We start from the raw sequence: 12,869 nt of genomic DNA on the forward strand, positions 1-12,869 counted from the left end.
CGATACACCGCGAAGTGAAGCGCGTTAAGGCCGCAAAATACGGGCAGATTGCCGCGAGGAGCGAAAATGGGTTGGCGCGCCGGGGCGGCGACGATAAGGATGCAATTCCAGCGATTTGTACCCGGAAGGTGGATGGCCTCCCTCGACTCCTTCAGCATCGCCATTCTGCTCGGCGCCGTCCTGGTGATGGCCGGTATCCTGTCGAGCCTGCTCGCGTTGCGCTTCGGGGCGCCGTTGCTGCTGGTCTTCCTTGCGATCGGTATGCTGGCGGGTGATGCAGGTCCCGGCCAGCTGCAGTTCAACGACGTCGGCACCACCTATCTGGTCGGCTCGGTGGCGCTCGCGCTGATCCTGTTCGACGGCGGGCTGAAGACGCGCTTTGCCAGCATCCGCACCGTGCTCGCGCCCTCATTGATGCTGGCGACCGTCGGCGTGCTCTTGACGGCGCTGATCACGGCGCCATTCGCGAAATTCGCGCTCGACCTCAACTGGACGGAGTCGCTTTTGGTCGGGGCGGTGGTCGCCTCGACCGACGCGGCTGCCGTGTTCCTCTTGGTGCACACCCAGGGCCTGCGCCTGCGCCCGCGCGTCGGTGCGACGCTGGAAGCGGAATCCGGCACCAACGATCCCTTCGCGATCTTCCTGACCCTGATGCTGGTCGAATACATCTCGCTGGGCTCCAGCACGCCAGGCCATGTGGTGATGGAGTTCGTCCAGGAGGCGGTGCTGGGCGCCGTCGTCGGCGTGATCGGCGGACGCCTCGTCGTCATCGGACTCAACAAGGTCGCGCTGCCGCAAGGCCTGCACGCGCCGTTCGTCACCACGGCCGCGCTCGTGATCTTCGGTGGCTCGCAGATCATGCATGCGTCCGGCTTCCTCGCCGTCTATCTCGCCGGCATCATCATCGGCAACCGGCCGACGCGCGCGCATAATTCGGTGGTGGCGTTCCTGGACGCCGCGACCTGGCTGGCGCAGATCGTGATGTTCGTGCTGCTGGGCCTGTTGGTGTCGCCGAGCCGGCTCGGCTCCAGCGTGCTGCCGGCGATCGCAGTCGCCTTCGTCCTGATGCTGGTGGCCCGGCCGATCGCCGTATTCGTGTGCCTCGCCCCATTCCGCTTCAACTGGCGCGAAAAGATATTCATCGCCTGGACCGGCCTGCGCGGCGCCGTCGCGATCTTCCTGGCGTCGATCCCGATGCTGGTCGGCCTGTCGAAGGCCTATCTCTATTTCGACGTCGCCTTCGTCGTGGTCATCATTTCGCTGCTGCTGCAAGGCTGGACGCTGGCGCCCGCTGCGCGCAAGCTGCACGTGGCGCTGCCGCGCGCCGAGCGCGGCCCGCGCCGGGTCGAGCTGGATCTGCCCGGCCAGCTCGAACAGCAGCTGGTCGGCTATCCGGTCCGGCCGAAGAGCCTCTATTTCCGCCGCGGCCTGATTCCGTCCTGGTCCAAGCCGACGCTGGTGATCCGCAACGAGCACATCCTGACGCCTGTGGAAGCCGAGCCGGTCGCGCCCGGCGACTATATCTACCTGCTGGCGCCGCCTGAGAAGGCCGAGGCGCTCGACCGCTTCTTCGTCGACATGCAGCCGAGCACGGCGCCGGATCCGCACCTGCTCGGCGACTTCATGGTCTCAGGCGAGCACACGCTCGCCGAGCTCGCCGAGATCTACGGCGTGAGGGTGAGCGAGGACGAGGGCAAGCTGACGCTCGCCGATTATTTCGACGTCCATCTCGACCGCGCGCCGAAGGAAGGCGCCGAGCTCGCGCTTGATACGATCGTGCTCGTCGCGCGCAGCATTTCCGGCGGCCGCGTCAACGTCGTCGGCCTGCGTCTGCCGGAAGACGACGAAACGCCTGCGCCGCTGACGCGGCGGCAGGCGCTGCGGAAGAAGCTCGCGGAGATATGGACCTCGGTGGCGGGAGTTTAGGTGCTCGCCTGTTTCCTCAATGTCGTCCTGGCGGAAGCCAGGACCCATTACCACAGTCGGTAGTTTGGTCGGCGAAACTAGCCAAAAATTCGTCATTGCGAGGAGCTCTTGCGACGAAGCAATCCATACCGTCTCCGCGGGTGCATTTCTGGATTGCTTCGCTGCGCTCGCAATGACGGTGTTTGCCGATGCATCTTGCCCAATCGACGACATCGTTACGCATGGGAACGGAACACGGATTGACGACCGCCACCAAATCGCCGCAACCGCCGAAGATTTGCGCGGTTTCGTGACTCCCGGTTCCGGAACGTGTCGCGGCGTTGTCCGTTCTAGCCGCGTAATGGTCAACGCATCTGACAGGAGCAACCCATGCGCAAACTCATCCTGCCCGCCATCGTCGCGATCGGCCTCGGAGCCGCGGCGCCGGCGCTGGCCTATGACACGGGCGACCAGATCTCGATGCAGGCCGCGATCGATGTCGCCACCGATATCGGCGTCATGACCATTTCGCACACCGAGTTCGCCGGCGACGAATGGCAGATCGAGGGCCGCGACAGTCGTGGCCGCTGGATGGAGGTCGACGTCGACGCCCGCACCGGCGACGTGCGCAACGTCGATCGCGGCTGGTAGCTCTAGCCCGTCATTGCGAGGAGCCCGCGACAAAATTGCGAAGCAATTTTGCGCTGGTGCGACGAAGCAATCCAGGATCTTTCCGCCGGAGCACTCTGGATTGCTTCGCTGCGCTCGCAATGACGGGAAAGGCTAGGTCAGCACCTTCACCCCGCCGAACGACGTCACGCGGCCCTGCCTCAGCATCACGATCTGCGTGGCGAGCTGGCGCAGCTCGGCGACATCGTGACTGACATAGACCATGGGGACATTGGCTTCGTCGCGCAGCCGCACCAGGTACGGCAAAATCTCGAGCTTGCGGGCCTCGTCGAGCGCGCCGAGCGGCTCGTCGAGCAGCAGCAAACGTGGCTTCGACAGCAGCGCGCGGCCGAGCGCGACCCGCTGGCGCTCGCCGCCGGACAGTTTTCCGGGTCGGCGATCGAGCAGAGCGCCGATATCGAGCAGCTCGACGACGCGCTTGTGCTGGGCCGCATCGCGCGCGAGGCGGTTCATCCGCCTGCCATAGTCGAGATTCTGTGCGACGTTGAGATGCGGAAACAGCCGCGCGTCCTGGAAGACATAGCCGATGCGGCGGCGCCAGGTCGGCACGTGAATGCCTCTTTCTGTGTCGTCGACCGTCTCGCCGTCGATGACGATGGTGCCACGGTCGGGCCGCAGCAGGCCCGCGATCATGTTGATCAGTGAGGTCTTGCCGGCGCCGGATGCGCCGAACAGGCCGGTGACGCGGCCTTCGCTGGCGAAGGTTGCGTGCAGCGAAAACTCGCCAAGCTGCTTTTCGACGTCGACGCGCAGCATGGTCAGTTCCCGTGCAGTCGCGCTGTGGCGCGGCGGGCGAACCATTCGGCGGCGATGAGTGCGCCGAGCGCGAGCACGATCGAGACGATCACGAGCCGCTCCGCGGCGGCGTCGCCATCAGGCGTCTGGATCAGCGAATAGATCGCGGAGGAGATCGTCTGGGTCTCGCCGGGAATGTTGGAGACGAAGGTGATGGTGGCGCCGAACTCGCCGATCGCCTTGGCAAAGCCGAGCACCATGCCGGCGAGCACGCCGGGCAGCGCCAGCGGCAGCGTCACCGTGAAGAACACTTTGAACGGCGCGGCGCCAAGCGTCTCGGCGGCCTGCTCGAGCTTACGGTCGATTGCCTCGATCGACAGCCGCATCGGCCGCACCAGCAGCGGAAACGACATCACGCCGCAGGCGAGCGCGGCTCCGGTCCAGCGGAAGGCAAACACAATGCCGAGATGATCGGCGAGGAAGCCACCGACCAGGCCGCGTCGGCCGAAGGTGAGGAGCAGGAGATAGCCGGTGACAACGGGCGGCAGCACCAGCGGCAGGTGCACGACGGCGTCGAGCACCGACTTGCCCCAAAAATCCTTGCGGGCAAGCAGCCACGCCAGCGCAACGCCGAACGGCGTTGCCACCAGCGTCGCGACGACGGCGACCCTGAGCGAGAGCAGGATCGCCGTCCATTCGGCAGGAGAGATGTCGAGCACGAAAAAAATCAGGTTGTCGGGCTGATCAGGAATTTGAAGCCGTATTTTTCCAGAATGGCTTTGGCGGCCGAAGTGCGCAGGAAGGCGAGATAGCCGTTGGTCTCGGGCTTTGCGGTCGTCGTCGCTGCCACCGGATAGATGATCGCCGGATGCGAATCCGCGGGGAAGGTACCGACGATCTTCACGCCGGGCTCGACCTTGGCGTCGGTGGAATAGACGATGCCGAGGTTGGCTTCACCACGCGCAACCAGCGTCAGCGCCGCGCGGACGCTTTCGGCCATGGCGAATTTCGGCTCGGCAGCCTGCCAGGCCCCGAGCTTCTCGAGCGCGGCCTTGGCGTATTTGCCAACCGGCACCGACTTCACATCGCCGGTCGCGATCCTGCCGTCGCCGGCGAGTTTTGCGAGATCGAAGCCCTGCGCGATGGTGACGTTGTCGACCTTGGAATCCTTCGGCGCGATCAGCACGATGCTGTTGCCGAGCAGGTTGACCCTGGAAGGCTCGTTGATGGTCTTCTTGGAGAGGGCGTAGTCCATCCAGTCGGTGTCGGCGGAGACGAACACGTCGGCCGGCGCGCCTTGCTCGATCTGCTTTGCCAGAACCGAGCTCGCGGCATAGCTGACGCTGAACTTGATGCCGGTTTTGGCCGTATAGGCGGCGTCGATCTCGTCGAGCGCGTTCTTCATCGACGCTGCGGCGAAGACCGTGATGGTCTTGTCCTCGGCGGCAACCGGCGACAGGCTCGTGGCTGCGAGCATGACGAAGGCGGTGAAAAGTCCGGCAAGTCGATACATGGATGGCGCTCCGTGCGAGCCCGCGCGCGTCGTCGCACGCGCAAATCTGGCGTTAACTGGATGGGCAGTGCGACGGGCGGAAGCGCTGTTCCACGTGTCCCGCAACGGCTTACGGCCGGCGAGGATATCGCAGCTCCCGAAGATAGCAGGCTGGGGCCGGAGGTCAAAGGCGGCCTATTGGGCCGGCAGGATCGAAATCGACAGCGAATTGTCCCTGGCGCCGCTGATCTGGAGCACGAAGGGCTTGTCCGAGAGCTCGTATTTCATGGTCTTGCGGATGCCGTCGCAATCGGTCGCGCCGCTGAAGGCCACCGGCTTGAGGAAATGGCCGTCCTGAACCAGATCGACCCAGGCACCCGAGGACAGGCTGATCGTGTAGAGCCCGGCCTTCGCCGTCTTGATGCTGGTGAAGCCGGCAAAGGTGCCGTCCTTCGGCGCGCGCTCGGGCGGCGAGGGCAGTTTTGCCTCGGCAGGCGCGACCAGCCCGAGCGTGATCGCTGTCGACGGCACCGCGGCCTGCTCGGCTCCCGAGGCGAGCCTGGCACGTTCGGGCGCAGTCAGCGCGGCGCGGTCGCGCTCGATCGGCCATTTGAACTTGTCGCAGCCGCTGGGCTCCTCGGCGGCCAGAACTGAGGTCGCATTGATCGAGAGCACGGCAAGAAGAACGAAGACGCGCATATGAAATCTCATCGTTGGCCCGCGAGGGAAGCGGGCGTGCCGTCTGGTTTTGTTGGAGGCGGGATGCGCATTCCCGAAATGCCGAGGGCTTACGGCCGCGCCGGCGGGGCGGATATTAGCGCATTTGGATCGTGCGTACCAACCAACTCCTCGTCATCCCGGACAAGCGCAGCGAAGCGGAGCGCCGATCCGGGATCCATAACCACAGGGAGAAGTTTGGCGAAGACTCGGAGTGGCCATCTCGCGCCACACGACGTCTCGGGAGTATGGGTCCCGGATCTGCGCGCGCTTGGGGCGCGCTTGTCCGGGACGACAGCGGCGGGTGAGGCGGCAGCAGCAACTCTCTCCGTCATCCCGGCGCGCGCGCAGCGCGAGCCCGGGATCCATAACCACAGGATCGTGTTTGGCGAAGATTCGGAGTTGCCATCTCGCACCACACGACGTCCTGGGAGTATGGGTCCCGGGCTCGCTTCGCGCCCCGGGACGACGACGGTGGGTAGGCGACAGCGTGCCCCACACGCCCCTACGGCTTCGCATCCGGTGCGCGCAGCACGGCTTTGCAGGCCGCCGGCATCTGCGCCAGCGTCATCGGCGGTTTCGGCTTCGGCGGCTCCGGCGGCGGCTTGGGATGCAGCACGCCCTCACTGAACCAATAAGCAAAGTCGGAGGGCTTACAGCCTTCGTCCTCGGATTGCGACGGCTGGCCCTTGCATTCGCCTGATCCCGCCGGGCAGCGCATGCGGATGTGGAAGTGATAGTCGTGGCCCCACCACGGCCGGATCTTCGACAGCCAGGAGCGGTCGCCCGTGGCCTCGCGGCACAGCGCCTTCTTGATCGCGGGATTGACGAAGATGCGCTGCACCGCCGGCTCCTGCGCGGCGTCGCGCAGCACCAGCACATGGCCAGGGGTGAACACCTTCGGATCGATGTCGAGCCGGTCCGGGCGCACCATCATCACCGCCGACATTTCCTCGCGTTCCTCGCGCGAGAGGCGATGGTCCGGCATCGGCGTCAGCCAGATGTCGGCATCTAACCCGATCTGATGGCTGGCATGGCCGGACAAAGCGGGCCCGCCGCGCGGCTGGCCGATGTCGCCGACCAGAATGCCCGGCCAGTTCGCATCCTTGTGCGCCTTGGCAGCCAGGCGCTTGATCAATGCGATCATGTCGGGATGGCCGTAATTGCGGTTGCGCGACAGCCGCATCACCTGCCAGCTGTCGCCGTTGACCGGCATCTGCTGGGCGCCGCCGATGCATCCCTTCACATAGGAGCCGATCACGCGCGCCGGCCCTTTCGAGGGCAGCAGCTTGCGCGCGAACAGCTCCTTGGCGCCGAGCTTGGGATCGTTGGGGTTGGCGAGCGGCGGCAGCGGTTTCGGATTCACGCTGCCCTTGTCCTGGGCCAGCGCGCTGCCGGCGGCCAGGAGCGTCATGACGAGCAGGAGAGGGACGATGCGGCAGGGACTCATGCTGTTGCTCTTATATCCCATCGCGGAGCCGATGCCGCACGGCTGCGACGCGTCCAACACGACATTTAATAGTTCCAACCGGATCATCCTATAGTCGCATATGGCCGGCCGTTCTTTAACGAGGCGATAACTCTATCCTGGATTGACCAAAAATCGTGCGCGGAACGAGATGCGCCTGCCGCCTGCATACAAGCCGGCTGCGTTCCGGAATTGATTCAGGGAGACTGCGCGTTTTTGTATCTGCTCTCGCGCCGATCGCGACGTGGCGTCAGGTTCGGCGCGCCGATCGGCGCTTCTCGCGCCTCGCAAACAGGCAAATCCGCCCGGCTCGCAAGCGGCAGCCCGGTCACGCCGCCGGCCAGGATTACTTTTCTTTCAGACACTTGGAGCAAGACTTGCGGCCGCTGGGTGCGGCTAGGGCGTGTGAAGTTGAGTTCGGGGTCCAAAGAAACAAGAAAGCGAAAGCGCACCGCGCTTGCCGGAGGCGGCCGACAGCACGGCAAGCCGCGATTCGCGCGCGCGCCTCATTCGCTCGCCCGACGCGACCTGCTCGTGCAAAGCCGTGCGGAAGCCGAGGCGGCCATCGCGGACGCGCGCAAATCGCATGAGCGGCTGCGCCAGGCCGTCGACCTCTTGCCGCAGGGCATCGTGATTCTGGATCCCGAAGGCCGTTACGTCCTCTGGAACAAGCAGTATTCCGAGATCTACAGCAAGACCGCCGATCTGTTTCAGGAGGGCGCGCGGCTCGAAGACACGCTGCGCGTCGGCGTTGCCCGCGGCGACTATCCGGAGGCCGCCGGCCACGAGGACGAATGGATCGCCGCGCGGCTGAAGAAGCTCTACGAGCCCGGCAAGCGCCACGAGCAGACGCTGTCCGACGGCCGTGTCATCCTGATCGAGGAACGCCGCACCGATGATGGCGGCGTCGTGGGCCTCCGTGTCGACATCACCGAATTGAAGCAGCGCGAGGCCTCGTTCCGCCTGCTGTTCGACGGCAATCCCGTTCCCATGATCGTCTGCGCGCGCGACGACGAGCGCATCCTCGCCGTCAACGACTCCGCGATCGCGCATTACGGCTATGGCCGCGCCGAGTTCGAGAAGCTGACGATCCGCTCTTTGCAGGCCTTCGACAGCGAGCCGCCGTGGACCGGCGATCGTTCGAGCGATGAGCAGGCCGGCCGCACCTGGAAGCACGTCAAGGCCGACGGCGCCCTGATCGATCTGGCGATCTATTCCCGCGAGTTGACCTATGCTGAGCGGCCCGCCGTGCTGCTTGCGCTGATGGACATCACCGAACGCAAGCGCGCCGAGGCGAGGCTTGCCTTCATGGCCCAGCATGACGGCCTGACGGGGCTGCCGAACCGCAATCTGCTGCGCCAGACCATGGACGAGATGCTGCTGCACACCCGCCGCAGCGCCGAGAAGGTCGCGGTGCTGATGCTCGGGCTCGACAACTTCAAGTCGGTCAACGACACGCTGGGACATGCGGTCGGCGACAAGCTGCTGCGCGGCGTCGCCAAGCGGCTGCGTTCCACCTTGCGCGAGGAAGACGCGCTGGCGCGGCTCAATTCGGACGAGTTTGCGATCGTGCAGAGCGGTCTGACGCGCCCCGAGGACGCGGTGATGTTGGCCAAGCGCCTCCTGGAAGCGCTCGCCGATCCCTATCTGCTCGACGGTCATTCCGTGGTGATCCGCGCTTCGATCGGCATCGCGATGGCGCCGGGCGACGGCGATGAGGCCGAAAAGCTGCTCAAGAGCGCCGACATGGCGCTGTCGCGCGCCAAAGCGGACGCCCGCGGCAGCTTCGCCTTCTTCGAGGCCGCGTTAGACGCAAAAGCGCAAAGCCGCCGCAAGATCGAAGTCGAGCTGCGCGACGCGATCCAGAACGAGGTGCTGCGGCCCTACTACCAGCCGCTGATCGATCTCCAGAGCGGTCGCATCACCGGTTTCGAGGCGCTGGTGCGCTGGCCGCATGCCGAGCGCGGCATGGTCTCGCCCGCCGAGTTCATCCCGGTCGCGGAAGACACCGGCCTGATCAATCCGCTCGGCGGCCTGATGCTGCGCCGGGCGTGCCTGGATGCCGCGAGCTGGCCCGACGACGTCCGCGTCGCCGTCAATTTGTCGCCGCTGCAGTTCCGCAGTGGCAATCTGCTGTCGATGGTGACGGATGCGCTGAAGCATTCCGGCCTGGCGCCGCGCCGGCTCGAGCTCGAGATCACAGAGACGCTGCTCTTGGAGAAGAGCGCCCAGGTGCTGGCGACGCTGCATGCGCTGCGCGCGCTCGGCGTGCGCATCTCGATGGACGATTTCGGCACCGGCTATTCCAGCCTCAGCTATTTGCGCAGCTTCCCGTTCGACAAAATCAAGATCGACCAGTCCTTCGTGCGCGATCTCGGCGCCAACCGCGAAGCCCAGGCGATCATCCGCTCCATCGTCAGCCTCGGCAAAGGCCTCGGGGTCATCATCACCGCCGAGGGTGTCGAGACCGAGGCCGAGCTGAGCTGCCTCCGCGCCGAGGGCTGCGACGAGGGCCAGGGGTTTCTGTTCAGCAAGGCCCGGCCGAACGCCGAGATCATCAGCCTCCTGGCCGCACAGCGCGGCATCGATGGCGCGGATGACGAGGACGCCGCCCTGGTGGCGTGAGGTGTTGTTCACCTCTCCGACAAAATCGCCTTCCCGATATCCTCAAAATGCGTATCGCGTGCCTGGATCTGCTGGGTGATGGCGTGCATGTCACGAAACCGTCGCTCGAACGGATTGCTGCGAAATACGGCCGTGGCGCCGGCCATGCGATAGGCGGTGTCGACCACCTCCGCCGATTGCTGGATGGTCCAGGTCGCGGCGAGCCTGACAGCGCTGCGATGCGCCGGGCTAAAGACGCCTGTCGCTGAGAGGTCGCGCCACATCGCCTGCGCGGTCGCGTAGAGATAGGCCCGCGCGGCGCGCAGGTCGCCTTCGGTGCGGCCGATCAGCCCCTGAACCGCCTGGTTGTCGCGCATCGCGCTCGCCGCCAATGACTGATGCTTGGCGCGCGCCAGCGCGATCGCCGCATCCAGCGTCGCGCGCGCGACGCCGAGCGAGACCGCGGCAAAGCCGAGACTGTAGGTCGAGCCGGTCGGAAGCCGGTAGAGCGGCCCCGGCTCGCGCAGGGCGTCCGGCACATCGCGGAGCGCGGCGAAGCGATCGGGGATGAAGAGGTCTTTCACCTCGTAGGAATTGGTGCCGGTGCCGGCGAGGCCAATCGCCTGCCAGACGTCGTGCATCACGGCACGCGCAAGCGGAAACAGGAGGGTGCGCAGCTCCGGCGACCCATCGGCATTTTTGCGCGGCGTGCCGTCGGCATCGACGATGCGGACATGCGCGCCCAGCCAGCTTGCCTGCGGCGAGCCCGAGGCAAAATCCCATCGCCCGGTGACGCGGTAGCCGCCCTCCACCGCGCGCGCCTCATGCGCCACCGCGCCCCAGGCCAAGATGCCGGGCGCAGTGTTGAAGATCTCGTTCGCGGTGTCGTGGTCGAGCGCAGCTGCGATCATCGCGCAGACACTGTTTTGGCCGAGGCACCAGGCCGTGGACGCATCGGCGTTCGCGATCTCCTCCAGCATCTGCATGAAGGTCTCGGGCGGCGCTTCCGATCCGCCGAGGGATTGGGGCAACAACGCGCGGTAGAGCCCGTTCTCGATCAGCGCACCCACGACATCGGGCGTCAGCCGCCGCGTCCGCTCGATCTCGTCAGCCTTATCAGCAATCAGCGGCGCGATGGCCCGCGCCCGCGCGACGAGATCGACTCCGACAGTTCCGTCCATATCAGCGTTTCCTCGCCCATTCTGCCGTGAGCGGTGAAACGCGATCGTGGTCTATTTCGCGGTAGCGATCAAGTTGCCGCTAGGAGGCGTTGAGCGTCCAGCGCCGGCTATCCCGCGTCTTGGTGCCGCCAGGACTGACATCCAGACTGTTCTGCCTGAGCCGCGGCTCCGTGCCTGCGAGCAGCCGCCCGATGTTGGCGCGATGGCGAACGATCACGTAGAGCGCGCCTGCGATCACCAGCAGCCGATAGGGCAAAGGACTCGGAAAGCCGCAGACGAGGATGATCGCCGTCAGCGCCGCCAGCATCGAGCTGAGCGAGACGATCCGCCCGATCACCAGCACGGTGCCGAAGACCGCTGCCGCACCCAGGCCCACCGGCCACGACATCGCCAGCAGCACGCCGAGCCCCGTCGCCGCCGATTTGCCGCCGGTGAAATTCAGCCAGATCGAGCGGCCATGGCCCAGCAGCGCGGCAATGCCGGCGAGCATACGGCCCATGGCACCCACATTTGCAGATCAGTCGCCGTCGGCGGTGTCGGAGATAGCTCGCCATACAGCCAGGGACAGAACCAGCGGGCAACGAAGATGGCGGCGGCGCCCTTGAGCACGTCGGCGATCAGCACGGCCAGGGCCGGCCATTTGCCGAGGGTCCGCAACACGTTCGTTGCCCCCGTGGATTTCGAGCCATGCTCGCGAATGTCGAAGCGTCTCAGCAGCTTTCCCGCCAGGTAGCCCGAGGGGATCGAGCCGAGCAGATAGACGATCACCAATCCAGCCGCGCCGGCCATCCAGAACGCCATGGTCTTCCTTCCAACTCTGTCCAGTATGTTGCAGCCCCGTTCTATCGCCGACGTCGTCCAACCGCCATGGGGTTGGCGGTCCGCCCGTCGCTTATGCATGTCATGCATAATCATATTTTGACCTGACATTGGATTTTCGTCAGGTGTGCCGGCACGTTCCCGCAAGAAGCCTATTCCTTTCCCGGGAACGCGATATGTCCGAGATTGAGCAAGCAGAACGTCCATCCGATCCTGATATGACGCGGCGGCACCTGATGTCACTGGCGGCAACGGCCACAGGCGCGATCGGATCGGCTATGCTGGACTTGCCCGCTCGCGCCGAGGAGAAAACGACGGTGTCCACCGATCAGATCGAAAAACTGCTGCCGGGCTTTCGTCGCAGCCGCATCAAGACATCAGGCGCGGAGATCAACACCTTCGTGAAGGGCGAGGGCCCGCCGCTGCTGCTTCTGCACGGCCATCCGCAAACACTGGTGTGCTGGCACAAGGTCGCGCCAAAACTTGCCGAGCGCTTCACGGTCGTGCTCACCGATCTCAGGGGCTACGGCGATTCCAGCAAGCCCGACGGCGGCAAGGACAGCATAAATTATTCCAAGCGCGAGATGGCGCGCGACCAGGTCGAGGTCATGCGCGCGCTCGGCTTCGAGCAGTTCTCCGCGGCAGGGCACGACCGCGGCGGACGTGTCCTGCATCGCCTGCTGCTGGATCATCCCGCGGTCGTGACCAGGGCTGCGGTGCTCGACATCGCGCCGACGGCGACGATGTACGCCAAGGTGACCAAGGATTTCGCCATGCGCTACATGTGGTGGTTCTTCCTGAGCCAGCCGGCGCCGCTTCCGGAAACCCTGATCGGCAACAATCTCGACTTCTATCTGCAGACGCACATCAACAAGCAGAACAAGACGCCTGATGCGATCGATCCGATCGCGCTGGAGGAATACCGCCGCTGCTACACGCGCGAGACGCTGCACGCCGTCTGCGAGGATTATCGCGCCGCCGCCGGCATCGACCTGGTTCACGACGCGGCCGATGCGGACAAGCGGATCGGTTGCCCTCTGCTCGTGCTCTGGGGCGAAAAAGGCGTCGTCGGATCGAGCTACGATGTGCGCGAGACCTGGCGTGAGAAGGCCACGGACGTCCGCGGCGAGAGCCTGCCTTGCGGACACTACCTGCCCGAGGAGGCGCCGGAACTCGTGATCGACAGGCTCGGCGGATTCTTCACGTGATTCCGGGCGACCTGATCGGTCCGAAGGCGATTCCTGGGTCGCCGAAACCC

The 12,869-nt window shown here is 65.4% G+C and carries 10 protein-coding genes and 1 pseudogene; 4 read left to right on the top strand and 7 right to left on the bottom strand.

All coding sequences use genetic code 11. The annotated features are described in order from the left end of the window. Positions 1–132 precede the first annotated feature (132 nt). Both XH89_RS03685 and XH89_RS03690 read left to right on the top strand, forming a co-directional pair. On the top strand, positions 133–1,926 hold the full coding sequence (locus XH89_RS03685; protein ID WP_194465782.1) for a potassium/proton antiporter: 1,794 nt from the start codon (positions 133–135) through the stop codon (positions 1,924–1,926). 369 nt (positions 1,927–2,295) lie between these two features. Beyond that, positions 2,296–2,556: a PepSY domain-containing protein gene (locus tag XH89_RS03690; protein WP_194465783.1), complete on the top strand. Its 261-nt coding sequence runs from the start codon at positions 2,296–2,298 to the stop codon at positions 2,554–2,556. A gap of 132 nt (positions 2,557–2,688) precedes the next feature. Here the strand turns inward: XH89_RS03690 and modC are convergent, their stop codons facing one another. The 5 genes from modC to mepA all read right to left on the bottom strand — a co-directional run bounded on the left by modC (position 2,689) and on the right by mepA (position 6,989). Beyond that, positions 2,689–3,351, bottom strand: a complete 663-nt coding sequence (modC, locus tag XH89_RS03695; RefSeq protein WP_194465784.1) for a molybdenum ABC transporter ATP-binding protein — start codon at positions 3,349–3,351, stop codon at positions 2,689–2,691. A gap of 2 nt (positions 3,352–3,353) precedes the next feature. Next, the gene (modB, locus tag XH89_RS03700) at positions 3,354–4,049 is read right to left on the bottom strand and encodes a molybdate ABC transporter permease subunit (RefSeq protein ID WP_194465785.1); all 696 of its coding nucleotides are present in this window, start codon (positions 4,047–4,049) and stop codon (positions 3,354–3,356) included. Between the two features lie 8 nt (positions 4,050–4,057). Then, positions 4,058–4,843: a molybdate ABC transporter substrate-binding protein gene (gene modA, locus XH89_RS03705; protein WP_194465786.1), complete on the bottom strand. Its 786-nt coding sequence runs from the start codon at positions 4,841–4,843 to the stop codon at positions 4,058–4,060. 174 nt (positions 4,844–5,017) lie between these two features. After that, complete coding sequence (locus XH89_RS03710; protein ID WP_194465787.1) at positions 5,018–5,521, bottom strand: hypothetical protein; 504 nt, start codon at positions 5,519–5,521, stop codon at positions 5,018–5,020. 523 nt (positions 5,522–6,044) lie between these two features. Further along, entirely contained in the window at positions 6,045–6,989 is a 945-nt protein-coding gene (mepA, locus tag XH89_RS03715; protein ID WP_194465788.1) for a penicillin-insensitive murein endopeptidase, read from the bottom strand. Between the two features lie 552 nt (positions 6,990–7,541). Between mepA and XH89_RS03720 the strand changes: the two genes are divergently transcribed. Further along, a complete protein-coding gene (locus XH89_RS03720; RefSeq protein ID WP_194465789.1) occupies positions 7,542–9,632 on the top strand; it encodes a bifunctional diguanylate cyclase/phosphodiesterase in 2,091 nt (696 codons plus the stop codon). Between the two features lie 8 nt (positions 9,633–9,640). Here the strand turns inward: XH89_RS03720 and XH89_RS03725 are convergent, their stop codons facing one another. Together XH89_RS03725 and plsY are read right to left on the bottom strand one after the other, a co-directional pair. Beyond that, positions 9,641–10,792 carry an acyl-CoA dehydrogenase family protein gene (locus XH89_RS03725; RefSeq protein WP_194465790.1) on the bottom strand — a complete coding sequence of 384 codons (1,152 nt, stop codon included), beginning with the start codon at positions 10,790–10,792 and terminating at the stop codon, positions 9,641–9,643. A 79-nt stretch (positions 10,793–10,871) separates the two neighbouring features. Continuing rightward, positions 10,872–11,593 (bottom strand): annotated as a pseudogene (gene plsY / locus XH89_RS03730) (glycerol-3-phosphate 1-O-acyltransferase PlsY). 194 nt (positions 11,594–11,787) lie between these two features. On the opposite strand from plsY, the gene XH89_RS03735 reads away from it, so the two are divergent. After that, positions 11,788–12,819: an alpha/beta fold hydrolase gene (locus tag XH89_RS03735; protein WP_371825196.1), complete on the top strand. Its 1,032-nt coding sequence runs from the start codon at positions 11,788–11,790 to the stop codon at positions 12,817–12,819. Positions 12,820–12,869 lie beyond the last annotated feature (50 nt).

Source organism: Bradyrhizobium sp. CCBAU 53340, assembly GCF_015291645.1.
Taxonomy (GTDB): domain Bacteria; phylum Pseudomonadota; class Alphaproteobacteria; order Rhizobiales; family Xanthobacteraceae; genus Bradyrhizobium.

Coding starts and splice junctions, on each gene's coding strand:
- modC (WP_194465784.1), bottom strand. CDS start 3,351: ATGCTGCGCGTCGACGTCGAAAAGCAGCTTGGCGAGTTTTCGCTGCAC.
- XH89_RS03690 (WP_194465783.1), top strand. CDS start 2,296: ATGCGCAAACTCATCCTGCCCGCCATCGTCGCGATCGGCCTCGGAGCC.
- XH89_RS03710 (WP_194465787.1), bottom strand. CDS start 5,521: ATGCGCGTCTTCGTTCTTCTTGCCGTGCTCTCGATCAATGCGACCTCA.
- XH89_RS03735 (WP_371825196.1), top strand. CDS start 11,788: ATGTCCGAGATTGAGCAAGCAGAACGTCCATCCGATCCTGATATGACG.
- XH89_RS03725 (WP_194465790.1), bottom strand. CDS start 10,792: ATGGACGGAACTGTCGGAGTCGATCTCGTCGCGCGGGCGCGGGCCATC.
- XH89_RS03685 (WP_194465782.1), top strand. CDS start 133: ATGGCCTCCCTCGACTCCTTCAGCATCGCCATTCTGCTCGGCGCCGTC.
- modA (WP_194465786.1), bottom strand. CDS start 4,843: ATGTATCGACTTGCCGGACTTTTCACCGCCTTCGTCATGCTCGCAGCC.
- mepA (WP_194465788.1), bottom strand. CDS start 6,989: ATGAGTCCCTGCCGCATCGTCCCTCTCCTGCTCGTCATGACGCTCCTG.